The sequence below is a fragment of the Aeromonas sp. R1-2 genome (assembly GCF_040908505.1).
Taxonomy (GTDB): domain Bacteria; phylum Pseudomonadota; class Gammaproteobacteria; order Enterobacterales; family Aeromonadaceae; genus Aeromonas; species Aeromonas veronii.
In genome coordinates this window covers 170717-186302 of sequence record NZ_JBFODU010000010.1, presented here as the reverse complement: position 1 = coordinate 186302, position 15586 = coordinate 170717, and the positions used below count along the sequence as shown (strand labels likewise).

At 60.2% G+C, this 15586-nt stretch carries 12 protein-coding genes; 9 read left to right on the top strand and 3 right to left on the bottom strand.

All coding sequences use genetic code 11. The features are described 5' to 3' along the window. Positions 1-3: 3 nt before the first annotated feature. The 8 genes from tapF to AB5Y76_RS03005 all read left to right on the top strand — a co-directional run bounded on the left by tapF (position 4) and on the right by AB5Y76_RS03005 (position 8046). Positions 4-795 (top strand): PilW family type IVa pilus biogenesis/stability lipoprotein TapF, encoded by a 792-nt coding sequence (gene tapF / locus AB5Y76_RS03040; protein ID WP_085943024.1) that lies wholly within the window; start codon positions 4-6, stop codon positions 793-795. Then, positions 785-1753: a cytoskeleton protein RodZ gene (rodZ, locus tag AB5Y76_RS03035; RefSeq protein WP_263717381.1), complete on the top strand. Its 969-nt coding sequence runs from the start codon at positions 785-787 to the stop codon at positions 1751-1753. The genes tapF and rodZ overlap by 11 nt, the downstream gene beginning before the upstream one ends. 10 nt (positions 1754-1763) lie before the next feature. Then, the gene (gene ispG / locus AB5Y76_RS03030; protein WP_005333801.1) at positions 1764-2879 is read left to right on the top strand and encodes a flavodoxin-dependent (E)-4-hydroxy-3-methylbut-2-enyl-diphosphate synthase; all 1116 of its coding nucleotides are present in this window, start codon (positions 1764-1766) and stop codon (positions 2877-2879) included. A gap of 138 nt (positions 2880-3017) precedes the next feature. Then, positions 3018-4295: a histidine--tRNA ligase gene (gene hisS / locus AB5Y76_RS03025; RefSeq protein WP_005351051.1), complete on the top strand. Its 1278-nt coding sequence runs from the start codon at positions 3018-3020 to the stop codon at positions 4293-4295. A 3-nt stretch (positions 4296-4298) separates the two neighbouring features. Beyond that, on the top strand, positions 4299-4949 hold the full coding sequence (locus tag AB5Y76_RS03020; RefSeq protein ID WP_021229680.1) for a tetratricopeptide repeat protein: 651 nt from the start codon (positions 4299-4301) through the stop codon (positions 4947-4949). Then, positions 4942-6126 carry an outer membrane protein assembly factor BamB gene (bamB, locus tag AB5Y76_RS03015; RefSeq protein ID WP_005333796.1) on the top strand — a complete coding sequence of 395 codons (1185 nt, stop codon included), beginning with the start codon at positions 4942-4944 and terminating at the stop codon, positions 6124-6126. Before AB5Y76_RS03020 ends, bamB begins: the two co-directional genes overlap by 8 nt. Positions 6127-6200: 74 nt before the next feature. Further along, positions 6201-7697 carry a ribosome biogenesis GTPase Der gene (gene der / locus AB5Y76_RS03010; protein ID WP_005333794.1) on the top strand — a complete coding sequence of 499 codons (1497 nt, stop codon included), beginning with the start codon at positions 6201-6203 and terminating at the stop codon, positions 7695-7697. Positions 7698-7821: 124 nt separating this feature from the next. Continuing rightward, positions 7822-8046, top strand: a complete 225-nt coding sequence (locus tag AB5Y76_RS03005; RefSeq protein WP_139734364.1) for a zinc ribbon domain-containing protein — start codon at positions 7822-7824, stop codon at positions 8044-8046. A 49-nt stretch (positions 8047-8095) separates the two neighbouring features. On the opposite strand, the gene AB5Y76_RS03000 is transcribed toward AB5Y76_RS03005, so the two are convergent. Both AB5Y76_RS03000 and mltF read right to left on the bottom strand, forming a co-directional pair. Next, complete coding sequence (locus AB5Y76_RS03000) at positions 8096-8242, bottom strand: hypothetical protein (protein ID WP_227273859.1); 147 nt, start codon at positions 8240-8242, stop codon at positions 8096-8098. A 176-nt stretch (positions 8243-8418) separates the two neighbouring features. Beyond that, on the bottom strand, positions 8419-9903 hold the full coding sequence (gene mltF, locus AB5Y76_RS02995; RefSeq protein ID WP_005344877.1) for a membrane-bound lytic murein transglycosylase MltF: 1485 nt from the start codon (positions 9901-9903) through the stop codon (positions 8419-8421). Positions 9904-10052: 149 nt separating this feature from the next. On the opposite strand from mltF, the gene purL reads away from it, so the two are divergent. Next, on the top strand, positions 10053-13976 hold the full coding sequence (purL, locus tag AB5Y76_RS02990) for a phosphoribosylformylglycinamidine synthase (RefSeq protein ID WP_263717378.1): 3924 nt from the start codon (positions 10053-10055) through the stop codon (positions 13974-13976). Between the two features lie 64 nt (positions 13977-14040). On the opposite strand, the gene AB5Y76_RS02985 is transcribed toward purL, so the two are convergent. Continuing rightward, positions 14041-15585 carry an HD domain-containing phosphohydrolase gene (locus AB5Y76_RS02985; protein WP_263717377.1) on the bottom strand — a complete coding sequence of 515 codons (1545 nt, stop codon included), beginning with the start codon at positions 15583-15585 and terminating at the stop codon, positions 14041-14043. Position 15586 lies beyond the last annotated feature (1 nt).

Genomic DNA, 15586 nt, shown 5'->3' with positions numbered 1-15586 from the left:
CCATTGTATAGACAGGGAATGGATACACGTACATTGATCGTAGTGGCAGCGCTCTGCGCGCTGCCAGGCTGTGTGACCGAGACCACTTACGCTGGCCAGAACTCGACCCAGCGTGAAGTGGGTCCTGACCTCAAGGCGGCTGCCCAAACCCGCCTCGACCTGGGTATCCAGTACCTGCGTCAGGGCAATGCCGAGCAGGCCAAGTTCAATCTTGACCGCGCCCTCCAGTATGACCCCTCCAACCCCCAGATCCAGATCGGCTTTGCCTACTTTTACCAGAAGGTAGGGGATTTCAAGGCAGCTGAGACTCATTACAAGAACGCCCTTGCCATGGATCCGTCCAATGCTGACGCAATGAACAACTATGGTGCCTTCCTCTGTGATCGCGGCAGGTATGCCGAGGCAGATCAGGCGTTCAACCAGGCTGTTATTCAGCCAGGCTACGTAAAAATTGCCGATACCTATGAAAATGCGGCACTTTGTGCGCTGCAAAATCGCAGAAATGATAAAGCAGGCGAGTACTATCGCCTGGCCTTGGGGTATAATCCCCGCAATCCAGGGTTATTGCTGGACTTGGCCGAGCTTTCCATGAAAGATGGCAAGCTGCCTGATGTGCAGTCCTACCTCGCCCGTTTTGCCGATGTGTCAGACGAGAACGAGGAGAGTCTCTGGTTGAGACTTCGGCTGGCACAGGCAATGGACAAGCCGGCATTACTTCACCAATTCGGGACTGAGCTGGTAAGGCAATATCCCACTTCGCAACAAGCCAAGCGTTATTTAGCCAATGACTATTGAACAGCAACACGATTTCCAAGACGACTCCCAGGCAGTAGGCCCAGGCCAATTGCTGCGCAACGCCCGTGAACAGCTTGGCTGGACACGAGAACAGGTTGCGTCCCGCATTCACCTTCGTCTGACCCTGATCGCCGCTATCGAATCGGATACCTACGACAAGCACACCTCGCATACCTTTATTCGGGGCTATCTGCGTACCTATGCCAAGCTAGTCGGGATCCCCGACGAGACCATTCTGGCTGCTTATGACAAGCTGGGTCTGACTCCTCCCGACAATATCGACATGCAGAGCTTCTCCCGTCGCTCCCGCCAGCAAGCCAACGACAGTCGGCTCAAGGTGGTGACCTGGCTGGTGATCCTGGTGTTGATTGCGCTCTCGGTCGCCTGGTGGTGGCAGAGTACTTCACGCCGCTCCGCGGGTGATGAAGCGCTGGCAGCCACCGAGATGAGTGCAACCGGTTCGACTCCGGCTGAACCGGCTATCACGCCGCCCGATGCAATTAACACCGCTCCGGTGGAAGGCGCAGCCAACGCACCGGCAGCCACGGACGTGATTGCCCCTGCGGTGGTCTCCGATGCGACGGCTACCCTGGCGCCTGCTTCTGCGGCTGTTGCCCCGACCGATGTCAGTTCGGCTGTCGGCACTGCGACCGATGCAGCGGTATCCGGCGCCAATGGCACTGAATCTGAAGAGGCTGTCGTGGATCCGGCGACTGCGCCGCAACTGAAGATGAGCTTCACCGCCGATTGCTGGCTGGATGTGAAGGATGCCAACGGCAAGACCCTGTTCAGTGGTCTGAAGAAGGCCAACGACGAGCTGGTGCTGGAAGGCGCCGAGCCCCTGAAGTTCATCATTGGCGCGCCCATGGCCGTCAAGCTTGACTACAAGGGTCAGTCGTTTGATATGAGCCGTTACAACAACGGTCGTACAGCCCGCTTCTCACTGCCGCAGGAGTAATCTGTTTCCCATGTCTTCTCACGAATCACCCATCATTCGTCGTAAATCCAGACAGATCATGGTTGGTAATGTACCGGTTGGGGGCGATGCCCCCATTACCGTGCAGACCATGACCAACACCAAGACCACAGATGTTGCTGCTACCATCGAGCAGATCCAGCGGATCGAACGGGTCGGTGCCGATATCGTCCGTGTCTCCGTGCCCACCATGGAAGCGGCGGAAGCCTTCCGGCTCATCAAACAGCAAACCCGCATCCCCATCGTTGCCGATATCCACTTCGACTATCGCATCGCCCTGAAAGTGGCCGAGTACGGTGCCGACTGCCTGCGTATCAACCCGGGCAACATCGGCAATGAGCAGCGGGTGCGCTCGGTGGTCGATTGTGCACGCGACCTCAATATCCCGATCCGTATCGGGGTCAATGGCGGGTCGCTGGAGAAAGATATTCAGGAGAAGTACGGCGAGCCGACCCCAGAGGCGCTGGTGGAGTCCGCCATGCGTCACGTGGACTACCTCGATCGCCTCGATTTCCAGGATTTCAAGGTGAGCGTCAAGGCCTCCGATGTGTTCCTGGCAGTCGGTGCCTATCGCCTGCTGGCCAAGCAGATTGAACAGCCGCTGCACCTTGGCATCACCGAAGCGGGCGGTTTCCGTGCCGGCGCGGTGAAGTCTGCCATCGGTCTGGGCATGCTGCTTACCGACGGCATCGGCGATACCCTGCGTATCTCGCTGGCGGCGGATCCGGTGGAGGAGGTGAAGGTCGGTTTCGATATCCTCAAATCCCTCCGTATTCGCTCCCGTGGCATCAACTTTATCGCTTGCCCATCCTGCTCACGGCAGGAGTTCGATGTGATCGCCACCGTCAATGCTCTGGAAGAGCGGCTCGAAGACATCATCACTCCGATGGATGTTTCCATCATCGGCTGTGTTGTGAATGGGCCGGGCGAAGCACTGGTCTCCGACCTTGGTCTGGCGGGTGCCGCCAACAAGAGTGCCTTCTATGAAGGGGGCCAGCGGGTCGATCGGCTCGACAACAAGGATCTCATTCCAACTCTGGAGCGCCGCATTCGCGCCCGCGCCGCCATGCTGGATCCCGCTAACCGGATCCCGATGGACAAGGAGTGAGCGAAACAGGGCCACATTGGGTGGCCCTGTTTCCAGGTGACTGATTTTAAATCCCGCATCCGGATTCCCTGATTTTACCTTGGGGGGGAAAATCCCTATAATGCGGCCAAATTTTACCTCTTTTTCTCGAGTATCAACGTGGCAAAACAGATCCAAGCTATTCGCGGTATGAATGATTGCCTGCCGGAGCAGAGCCCGGTATGGCAGAAGGTTGAACAGATCCTGCGCCAGGTCGTTGCCAGCTATGGCTACAGCGAAGTGCGCATGCCGATTGTCGAGCAGACTCATCTGTTCAAGCGCGCCATCGGTGAAGTGACCGACGTGGTCGAAAAAGAGATGTACACCTTTGAAGACCGTAACGGCGACAGCCTGAGCCTGCGTCCGGAAGGGACCGCCAGCTGCGTCCGTGCCGGCATCGAACACGGTCTGCTCTACAACCAGGAACGCCGGATGTGGTACATGGGCCCCATGTTCCGTCACGAGCGTCCCCAGAAGGGCCGTTATCGCCAGTTCCACCAGTTCGGTGTCGAGCTGTTTGGCATCAACGGGCCGGACATTGACGCTGAGCTGATCATGCTGACCCACCGTCTGTGGCGTCTGTTTGGCATCAGCGAGCATGTCACCCTGCAGCTCAACACCTTGGGTCAGAGCGCCGAGCGTGCCGCTTACCGCGATGCGCTGGTGGCCTATCTGGAGCAGTACAAGGAGCAGCTGGACGAAGAGAGCCAGCGCCGCATGTACAGTAACCCGCTGCGGGTGCTCGACTCCAAGGATGAAAAGGTGCAGGCCATTTTGGCGGGTGCCCCGCGTCTGTTCGACCATCTGGGCGAAGAGAGCCTGGCCCACTTCGAGGGGCTCAAGCGCCTGCTCGAGTCTGCCGGTATCAAATACGAAGTGAACGAGCGTCTGGTGCGTGGTCTTGACTACTACAACCTGACCGTGTTCGAGTGGGTCACCAGCAGTCTGGGTGCCCAGGGCACCGTCTGTGCCGGTGGCCGCTACGATGGTCTGGTGGAGCAGCTGGGCGGTCAACCGACCCCGGCCGTAGGCTTTGCCATGGGCATGGAGCGTCTGGTGCTGATGCTGGAGACCCTCGAGCTCAACGCCGATATCCGCCCGGCGGTGGATGTCTATCTGGCGATGGTGGGCGAGGGGACCGAGCAGGCTGGCTTCCAGCTGGCCGAGCGTCTGCGCGATGCCCTGCCGGACCTGCGCCTGATGAGCCACTGCGGTGGTGGCAACTTCAAGAAACAACTCAAACGTGCCGACAAGAGCGGTGCGGCAATCGCCCTGATCCTTGGTGAGACCGAGGTGCAAAACGGGGAGATCACTATCAAATATCTGCGTGGTCAGGCCGAGCAACAGACCGTCAAGGTTGACGCCGCCATTGCCCTGCTGGCAGCCAAAGGAGAGTAAGCTGTGGAAGTCTATACCACCGAAGAACAACAGGTTGAGGTTATCAAGGAGTGGTGGAAAGAGAACGGAACCTCGGTGATTGCCGGGACCGTGATCGGTCTGGTCGGTCTGTTCGGCTGGCGCTATTACAACCAGCACCAGCAAGAGACCATGGAGGCCTCCTCCCACTCTTACAACCAGGTGATTGAGCAGCTGGCCAAGGGCGATGCCGCCGGTTTCGAGCAGGCACAGCAGTTTGTCACCGCCAACAAGGGTGACTCCTACGGTGAACTGGCCGCGTTGCAACTGGCTGCCGCTGCCGTCAAGGCGGGCAAGCTGGATCTGGCTGCCGAGCAGCTGGAGCTGGTGGCGACCACGGGTGACGAGAGCATTCGTCCCATCGCGGCGCTGCGTCTGGCCCGTGTGCTGAATGATCAGGGCAAGGCAGATGAAGCGCTGGCCAAGCTGGCAACCATCCAGAATGAGGCCTTCAAGGCGCAGGTAGCCGAAGCCCGTGGTGATGTGCTGCAAAAGCAGGGCAAGACCGAAGAGGCTCGTGATGCCTATCAGGCGGCGGCGGATGCCGGCGGCCTGCAGGGTAGCGCCGAGCTCAAGCTGAAAATGGACGATCTGGCCCTGCCGGCCGTTGCGACTGGTGAGGCACCGGATGCGTAATCTATTCAAGATGGTGGCGCTGGGGGCTGCGGTCTCCTTCGCTCTGCAGGGTTGCTCCCTGTTCAGTTCCGAAGAGGATCTCAACCCGATGGCGCCGCTGCCCAAGGTTGAATCTGCCTTCACTGCCGACACCGCATGGTCATCTACTGTGGGTGATGGCATCGGTGACTTCTACTCCCAGCTCAAGCCGGTGGTTGAAGAGGATCGTATCTATGCGGCGGCCCGCGACGGCGATGTCAGCGCCTTTGACCGTGCCAGTGGCGATCGCCTCTGGACTGTCGATCTGGCCGACCTGCCGGTCAACGCCGACAAGCGCAGCGCCCGCCTCTCCGGTGGTCTGGTCTCCCGTTACGGCAAGCTGTTCCTCGGCTCCGAGAACGGGGTGGTCTACGCCCTGAACGAAGAGAACGGTGAAGTGCTCTGGCAGACCAATGTGCCCGGCGAAGTGGTGGCAAGCCCTGCGGTGGAAGATGGCCGTGTGGTGGTGTTGACCACCTCCGGTCGCCTGATCGCCCTCGACACTGATGAAGGCAAGATGCAGTGGTCGCTCTCCGAAGAGCAGCCGCCGCTGACCCTGCGCAGTGCCGGTGCACCGGTGATCACCAACGGCGCCGTGATTTACGGTCGTGCCGATGGCAAGGTGGGCATCGCCCTGCTGAGCAATGGCCAGCCTGTGCGCCAGTCCAAGGTGGCTGATCCGCGCGGTGCTACCGAGCTGGACCGCATGGTTGACGTCGATGCCAGCCCGCTGATCGCCGGTGATGAGCTCTACGCCATCGCCTACAACGGTCAGTTGATGGCGCGTAAACTGATGACCGGCGATGAAGTGTGGAAGCGCAAGTATTCCGGCTATCGCGATCTGGCGATGACCGGCAATGCCATCGTGCTGACCGATAGTCGCAGCCACCTGTTTGCCATCGACCGTCGCAACGGTCTGGAGCTGTGGTCCAACACCCAGCTGGAAAATCGTACCGTCACTGCACCTGTCATCTTCGGTGACTATGTGGTGGTGGGTGATGTGGAAGGATACCTGTATTGGCTTGATCGTACCGACGGTACCATCAAGGCGATGCAGCAGCTCGATAGCAGTGGTCTCTACGCCGCCCCGCTGGTGGATGGCGAGACCCTGTATGTGCAGAGCCGTGACGGCAAGTTGTACGCCCTCAAGCGTCCTTGATCGTCCGATAATGTGAATATCCGGCTCCTGGTCTTCGGACCCGGAGCCTTTGTCGTCTTGAGAATGAGGCTTTTATGACTCCTGTAGTAGCCCTGGTGGGCCGCCCCAACGTGGGGAAATCCACCCTTTTTAACCGCTTGACCCGTACTCGGGATGCCCTGGTTGCCGATTTTCCCGGTCTGACCCGGGACCGTAAATACGGTCAGGCGAAGTTGGGCGAGCTGGAATTTATCGTGGTCGATACCGGCGGTATCGATGGCACCGAAGAGGGGATCGAGCTGAAGATGGCCGAGCAATCCCTGCTGGCCATCGAAGAAGCGGACGTCGTGCTGTTCATGGTGGATGCCCGTGCCGGTCTGACAGCAGCGGATCAAGCCATCGCCGAGCACTTGCGCAAGGCCCACAAGAAGGTATTTCTGGTGGCCAACAAGACCGACGGTATCGACGGTGATTCCGCGGTCTCCGAGTTCTACGGTCTGGCGCTGGGCGAGGTCTACCAGATCGCGGCCGCCCACGGTCGTGGCGTGCTGAGCCTGCTGGAACTGGCCCTGGCTCCCCATCTGGAGACCCTGGTCGACTCCGCTACCGATGAAGATGCGCAGGATGAGGAAGAGGAGGACTTCGACGAAGAAGCCCTGCTGCGCATGGTGGCTGCCGGTGAACTCGATACCAAAGAGGACACCAAGGAGACCCCGTTCGCCGACCTGCCCATCAAGTTCGCCATCGTTGGTCGTCCCAACGTCGGTAAATCTACCCTGACCAACCGCATGCTGGGTGAAGATCGGGTCATCGTCTATGACATGCCCGGCACCACCCGTGACTCCGTTTACATTCCGATGGAGCGTGACGAGCAGAAGTATGTGGTTATCGACACCGCCGGTGTGCGTCGTCGTGGCAAGGTGCACGAGACGGTGGAGAAGTTCTCCGTTATCAAGACCCTGAAAGCTATCGAAGATGCCAACGTTTGCCTGCTGGTGATCGACGCCCAGGAGACCATCACCGATCAGGACTTGAGCATCCTTGGCTATGTGCTCCACGCCGGTCGCTCCGTGGTGCTGGTGGTGAACAAGTGGGATGGTCTGGATCAGAAGGTGAAAGAGGATGTGAAGAACGAGCTGGATCGTCGCTTGGGCTTCATCGACTTCGCTCGCGTCCACTTCATCTCCGCCCTGCACGGCAGCGGTGTCGGCCATCTGTTTGAATCCATTCAGGAGGCTTACCAGTCCGCCACCCGTCGTACCAGCACCGCCATGCTGACCCGCATCATGCAGATGGCGCAGGAAGATCACCAGCCGCCGATGGTCAATGGTCGCCGCGTCAAGCTCAAGTATGCCCACGCCGGTGGCTACAACCCGCCGCGTATCGTGATCCACGGCAACCAGCTGAACGACTTGCCGGACTCCTACAAGCGGTATCTGATCAACTACTTCCGCAAGTCCCTCAAGATCATGGGCTCGCCGATCCGGGTCGAGTTCCAGGAGTCGGTCAACCCGTTTGAAGGCAAGAAAAACACCATGACCCTGAGTCAGGAACGTCAGCGCAAACGCCTGCTGAAGATGAAGAAGAAATAAGTCCTTGCGGCTGCCCTCACCGGCAGCCGCTTTGTTATCCTCGCCATGTTAAGGTGAGGAATAAGGGGAGGGGGATCTGCCATGGAACAAGACCATGGCAGATCCACTTTTCGAGGAGTTGATTATGGAAGTCCTGCTTTGTCCATCATGCCAGGCTGAACTGGATACCCGCAGCAAGGAGCAAACCTGTGGCCAGTGTCAGGCCAATGTCCGCGTCACGGCCATCTGCCCCACCTGCCAGCAGGAGCTGGAGCGTCTCAAGGCGTGCGGCGCGGTGGATTACTTCTGCAACCACTGCAACTCGCTGATCTCCAAGCGGTCGGTACAGTTCAAGGCGGCGCTGGTGTAAGACAGTATTCAGGTTAGAAAGAAGATAAAAAACCCGGCGAATGCCGGGTTTATGCTGTGTGCTCTGCAATAAGCAGGGTATAGGATCGATTTCTGCGCCACAGGTTGCGCTTGATGTCATTAAGCTTGAGTTTGCGTCTGGGGCTCCAGCTGCACTTCGCTTTTCTGACCAGACTGATTTTTCTACGTTTTTGCATCTTGGTCTCCTCCCAACTCAGTTGGCCATCCCGGCCTTGGGTCATTGATGGAGCCCATCCGAAATTGCTGTTATTTAATCTCTCAACATAATGAAAACAATGCGATTTCGGATAGGCTCCGATGTGAATCGATGGTAACAGAGAAGTTTACGTGAAAACAGCCGAATAATGGCTGGTTAGCGCATGGTGATCTGATTGACCACTTCGGCGATGGCGGTGGGGCGCTCGGCCAGCTCGGGTTCGCTGTCGTTGTCGAGACTCTCCCGTTGATGTGCCTTCTGCTGCTCGTTGTCGAGCCAGAGCAGACTCTGGTAATACTGGCGCACGTTGTTGACATAGTTGCGCGCCTCGCTGCCACGGGCATAGCCGTAACGTACCTTGCGGTGCCAGCGCGCTTGCTGCAGCAGCGGCAGCACCTCTTTCACGTCGCTCCAGGCGTCGGGATTCTTGCCGAGCTCTTTGGTCAGGCGGCGGGCATCCATCATGTGGCCGTAACCTATGTTGTAGGCGGTGAGGGCAAACCACACCTTCTCGTCATCGGGCACCGAATCCGGCACCTTCTCCATCATCTGTTGCAGATAGAGGGAGCCACCCTTGATGCTCTCTTCCGGATGAAGCCGGTCGTTGACTCCCATCGCCTTGGCAGTGGGCTCGGTCAGCATCATCATGCCGCGCACGCCGGTGTAGGAGCGGGCCTGCGGGTCCCAGTGGGACTCCTGATAGCTGATGGCGGCGAGCAGACGCCAGTCGATATTCTTGGCGTGAGTCTGGAACAGCGGCTGGTACTTGGGCAGCAGGCTCTTGGCGCGCTTGAGGAAGGTGCGGGTATCGACAAAGTCGAAGTTCTGCACGTGGCCGAAGTACTTCTCGTCGAGCTTGGCGATGGCACCATCCATAAAGCGCTGACCGAAGAAGTCGATCACGCTGGCATAGAGGCTGTCATCGGGCAGCTTGCTCATGGCCCAGGCAACGGTCTGCTTCTGGGCCAGGGTCAGCCCCTCGGTGAGCTCCGGGTAGTAGCGCTGGGTACGGGCCAGCACGGTATCCTGCACCACCGTATAGTCAATCTTGCCATCCACCACCTGCTTGAGCAGCTCCTCCACATCGGCGTTGTCGCTGGTGCTCCAGGCTAGTTTCGGATTCTCTTTGCTCATCTCTTTGAGCAGATCTTCACCGGTGGAGCCGGCGGCAACGACCAGTTTGCCCTTGATATCGTTTAACGAGGCAGGCTTGGGTTTGCCGTTGCGGTAGACCAGTTTGGGAGAGACCTGGTAGAAGCCCGGGCCGAAGCGAAACAGCTCGCGTCGCTCGGGGGTGACCATGATGGCGGCAGCCGCCAGATCGAGTTTGCCCTTTTTCAGCAGGGTGACCAGTTGGTCAGTGGTGTCGACCGGGATGATGGTGAGTTTCACCCCCAACCAGTCGGCATAATTTTGCGCCAGCTCGTAATCGAACCCCTGGGCGAGGTCGTCACGCTGGTAATAGGAGGTGGGACCATAGATGGTGCCAACCCGGATCTCGCCTCGCTGGCGGATCTGCTCCAGCTGGCTGGAGGGGCTATAGAAGTCGCAGCCAACCAGTGTCAGCGTCAACAACAGCCCGATAAACAGTCGAAAAATGCAGCGCAAGTAGGTGAGTACCTTTGTTGAAAAAATCGGCATTTGTCAAAAAAGAGGCACCTTTATACCAGAGAGTGTGCGCAGAGTCACACTGCACGAAGTGAGAAAAACGTTTGTCCGCTGTGAGCCAGATCCCTATAATACGCGCGTCTCAATTCCCCCCCACTTTAAAACTTGGTGAGAAAGGTCATATGGATATCTTGCGTGGTGCCCCAGCACTGTCTGATTTTCGTGTCCAAAAACTGCTGCAACGCTTCGCACAGATGAGAAACGAGAGTGGAGTAGAGAGCGGAGTAGAGATAGAGGATGTCTATGCCGAGTATGTGCACTTTGCCGAGCTGACAAGCCCCCTCTCTCCCCCCGAGCGAGCGACCTTGGGCCAGCTCTTGCGCTACGGCCCGACTATCCCCGAACACACCCCCAGCGGTCAGCTGTTTCTTGTTACCCCCCGCCCCGGCACTATCTCCCCCTGGTCTTCCAAAGCAACCGACATCGCCCACAACTGCGGCCTGAAACAGGTCAAGCGGCTGGAGCGTGGTATTGCCTATTACCTGACCATCAAGGGGCAGGGTGAGCTGAGTGCCGCCCAGCGCAGCGCCATTGCCGCCGTGCTCCATGATCGGATGATGGAAGTGGTGTTTGCCGAGATGAGCGAAGCTGCCGCCCTGTTTGCTCACCACGAGCCGCGCCCCTTCACCCAGGTGGATGTGCTGGGCGGTGGTCGCGCAGCCCTGGCCGAAGCCAACGTGGCGCTCGGTCTGGCGCTGGCCGACGACGAAATCGACTATCTGGTGGAGAACTTCACCAAGTTGGGTCGCAACCCCAACGACATCGAGCTCTACATGTTCGCTCAGGCGAACTCCGAACACTGCCGTCACAAGATCTTCAATGCCGACTGGACCATCGATGGCGAACAGCAGTCCAAGTCGCTGTTCAAGATGATCAAGAACACCTTCGAGCAGACGCCGGATCATGTCCTCTCTGCCTATAAAGACAACGCCGCCGTGATGGAAGGGAGCCTGGGGGGCCGCTTCTTCCCGAGCCCGGCCAACGGCGAATACCAGTATCACCAGGAACAGGTTGACATCCTGATGAAGGTGGAGACCCACAACCACCCGACCGCCATCTCTCCGTTCCCGGGCGCGGCTACCGGCTCCGGCGGCGAGATCCGCGACGAGGGAGCCACCGGTCGCGGTGCCAAGCCCAAGGCGGGTCTGGTCGGTTTCTCCGTCTCCAACCTGCGCATTCCCGGCTTCGAGCAGCCCTGGGAGCAGGATTTCGGCAAGCCGAGCCGTATCGTCAGTGCCTTCGACATTATGCAGGAGGGGCCGCTCGGCGGCGCTGCCTTCAACAACGAGTTCGGCCGTCCGGCCATTCTCGGCTACTTCCGTACCTTCGAAGAGGAGGTGCCGAGCCACAATGGCGTCGAGGTGCGTGGCTACCACAAGCCCATCATGCTGGCAGGCGGCATCGGCAACATCCGCACCGAACATGTCCAGAAAGGGGAGATCCCGGTCGGCGCGGCGCTGATCGTGCTGGGCGGCCCGGCGATGAACATCGGTCTGGGCGGTGGTGCCGCATCCTCCATGGCCTCCGGCCAGTCAGCCGAAGATCTCGACTTTGCCTCGGTGCAGCGTGACAACCCCGAGATGGAGCGCCGCTGCCAGGAGGTGATCGATCGCTGCTGGCAGCTGGGGGACGACAACCCTATCGTCTTTATCCATGACGTGGGGGCGGGCGGTCTCTCCAACGCCATGCCGGAGCTGGTCAACGACGGTGAGCGTGGTGGTCGTTTCGATTTGCGTGCCATCCAGAGCGACGAGCCGGGCATGAGCCCGCTGGAGATCTGGTGCAACGAATCCCAGGAGCGTTACGTGCTGGCGGTAGCGCAGGACAAGCTGCCGCTGTTCAAGGCGCTGTGCGAGCGCGAGCGCGCACCCTATGCCGTGATCGGCACCGCGACCGAAGAGAAGCATCTGACCCTCTCTGACAGCCACTTTGACAATCAGCCCATCGATCTGCCGCTGGACGTGCTGCTCGGCAAGGCGCCCAAGATGCACCGTGACGTGGTGACTCTGCCTGCACAAGGCAAAGCGCTCCAGCTCGATGGCATCACTTTGAGTGACGCGGCCGAGCGGGTTCTGCGTCTGCCGACCGTGGCGGAGAAGTCCTTCCTTATCACTATCGGCGATCGCAGCGTGACTGGCTTGGTCAATCGTGACCAGATGGTTGGTCCCTGGCAGATCCCGGTGGCCGATTGCGCCGTCACCGCTGCCACCTACGACAGCTATCACGGCGAAGCCATGTCCATGGGCGAGCGTACTCCGGTGGCGCTGCTCTCCCACGCCGCCTCCGCTCGCATGGCGGTAGCGGAAGCGCTCACCAACCTGGCGCCAACCCACATCGGGTCGCTGAAGCGGGTCAAGCTTTCCGCCAACTGGATGGCCGCTGCCGGTCACCCGGGGGAAGATGCCGGGCTCTATGAGGCGGTCAAAGCGGTGGGCGAGGAGCTCTGCCCGGCCTTGGGCATCACCATTCCGGTGGGCAAGGACTCCATGTCCATGAAGACCCGCTGGCAGCAGGATGGCAAGGAGCACAGCGTCACCTCGCCGCTCTCCCTGCTCATCTCCGCCTTTGCCCGGGTCGAGGATGTGCGCAACACGGTTACTCCACAACTGCGTACCGATCTCGGTGAAACCGACCTTATCCTCATCGACCTTGGCAATGGCAAGCAGCGCCTCGGCGCCTCGGCGCTGGCGCAGGTCTATCGCCAGCTGGGTGACAAGGCGCCGGATCTCGACAATCCGGTCCAGCTCAAGGGCTTCTTCAACGCCATTCAGGCGCTGGTGGCTGATCGCAAACTGATCGCCTATCACGACCGCTCTGACGGTGGCCTCTTCGTCACCCTTACCGAGATGGCGTTTGCCGGTCACTGCGGCCTCGACATCCAGCTCGATCGCATCGGCGGCGAGCTGCTGCCGGCGCTGTTCAACGAAGAGCTGGGCGCCGTCATTCAGGTGCGTCGTGAAGACAAAGAGGCGGTGATGACCCTGCTGGCCGGTCACGGTCTGGCTGCCTGCTCCCATGTGCTCGGCACTGTGCGCGAAGGGGATCTCATCACCCTGCAGCGCGCGGGTCAGGAGGTCTATCGCGCCAGCCGTACCGCCCTTCGCACCATCTGGGGCGAGACCAGCTGGCAGATGCAGCGCCTGCGAGACAACCCGGCGTGCGCCGACAGTGAGCACGCGGCCCGTCAGGACGCCACCGATCCGGGTCTGCATGCCAAGCTGACTTACAACCCGTCCGAGGATGTGGCTGCCCCCTATATCACCCGCGGGGTCTCTCCCCGTCTGGCGGTGCTGCGCGAGCAGGGGGTCAACTCCCACGTGGAGATGGCGGCGGCGTTCGATCGTGCCGGTTTCGCGGCAGTGGACGTCCATATGAGCGACATTCTCTCCGGTCGCATCAAGCTGGAAGAGTTCCAGACCCTGGTGGCCTGTGGCGGTTTCTCCTACGGTGACGTGCTGGGGGCCGGTGAAGGCTGGGCCAAGTCCATCCTGTTCAACGACAACGCCCGCGAGCAGTTCCAACGCTTCTTCGAGCGCGGCGATACCCTCTCTCTGGGGGTCTGCAACGGTTGCCAGATGATGTCCAACCTGCGAGAACTCATCCCGGGTGCCGATCTCTGGCCGCGCTTTGTGCGCAACCGCTCCGAGCGCTTCGAGGCCCGCTTCAGTCTGGTGCAGGTACAGGAGTCCCCGTCGGCCTTCTTCGCCGGCATGGCAGGCTCCGTGATGCCCATCGCCGTTTCCCACGGGGAAGGGCGGGTGGAAGTGCGCGATGCCGCTCACCTGAGCGCACTGCAGCAGAGCGGTCTGGTAGGACTGCGCTTTGTCGACAACCGCGGTAGCGTGACCGAGCAGTACCCGGCCAACCCGAATGGCTCGCCGGATGGTATCACCGCCGTGACCACCACCGATGGCCGTGCCACCATCATGATGCCGCACCCGGAGCGGGTGTTCCGCACCGTGGCCAACTCCTGGCACCCCGACAACTGGGGCGAGGACGGCGCCTGGATGCGGATGTTCCGCAACGCCCGGGTTCGTCTGGGTTAATAGAGACAGCACCAGCGCATAAAAACAGAAACCGGCCAATTGGCCGGTTTTTTTATCCGTGTCGTTACGGCTTGCCGAGCGGTTGGGGGATAAAGTCTCCCCGGTCGAGGATCCGCAGACAGGCATCCACCACATCCGCATCGAGCTGATGGCCACGCATCTGGATGATCTGCTCACGGGCCTGGGGAATGCCGAGGGCGGCGCGATAGGGGCGATCCGAGGACATGGATTCGACGATATCGGCGACGGTGAGGATGCGGGCCTCCAGCAGGATCTCATCCCCCTTGAGTCCCAGCGGATAGCCGGAGCCATCGAGATACTCGTGGTGCTGGTGGATCATCCGGGCGATGGGCCAGGGGAAGTCGATATCCTTGAGCACCAGATAGCCGATGGCGGGGTGCTCCTTGACCAGCTCGAACTCCAGCGGCGTGAGGCGCTCCGGTTTGGTGAGGATTTCGGCCGGTACCTGGATCTTGCCGATATCGTGCACCATGGCGCCCAGATAGATCCCTCGCAGCCGCTTCTCTTCCAGCCTGAGCTCCCGGCCGATGGCTTGGGCCAGCTTGGCCACATGTTTCTGATGGCCAGCGGTATAGGGATCGCGCTGCTCCAGCACGGCGGCGATGGCACCGAGGGCATCTTCCAGTGCCAGCTCCAGCTGGCGGGCATGGAAGATCTTCTCCTGTTGCGAGCGCAGATAAGCCTGCTGGGTATGGCGCGCCTGCAGGCCATAGGTGAGGTAGTCGGTCAGTTGGATGAAGAGCTGCTCCTCCTCCTGGCTGAACAACCGTGGCTGGTCGCTGTGAATGATCAGTGCACCGGCCTGATCCTCCTGCAGTGGCAAGGGGATCAGTAGGCGGGAGCGCAACGGGTGGCGGCCGGTATGGGGCCGCTCGTGGAAGATCACCTGATTGAGGCGCCGCTGGTGGAGGATGGCCTGGGTGAGGGCCTCATCGTTCAACCACAGCGTTTGTTCCGAGGCATCGGCACTGCCTGCCTGCGCCACGATCCTCGGCGGTTGGGCGAGTTCGGGCTGGCCTTGCAGCACTGCGACCAGCGGAAAACGGTCATCGACGGTGATGGCATCGCAGATATCCTGCAGCAGTTGCGGTTCATCGCCCGGTTTGAGCAGGGCGTGGTGGGCGCGGCTGATCGCCTGCTGGGTCCAGCTGTACTGTTGCAGTTTCTCCTGCTGCCACTTCTGCTCGGTAATGTCTTCAAAGAAGACGCCGACCCCCACGATACTCCCCGCCTCATCACGCAGGGGAAACTTGGTGGTGCTGAGCCAGCGGGCTTCTCCCCCCTTCAGATAGGGCTCTTCGATGTGCTGGTGTATCCCCTCGCGCATGACTCGGGCGTCATCCTCCCGATAGCGCTGTACCAGTTCGGGGGGAAAAAAGTCGCAGTCATTCTTGCCCACCAGTGCCTCTGGGGAGAGGGCGAGATCCGCCGCCAGCAGGCGGTTGCCCGCAATGTAGCTGAATCGGGTGTCTTTGAGCAGCACCCGATAGGGAAGCTGATCCATCACCTGGGTCAGCAACAGCGCCGAGGAGGGGAGCGCATCGGTCAGTGGGTGGGGGAGTGCACAGGAGGTGAGGAGTTCGGACATC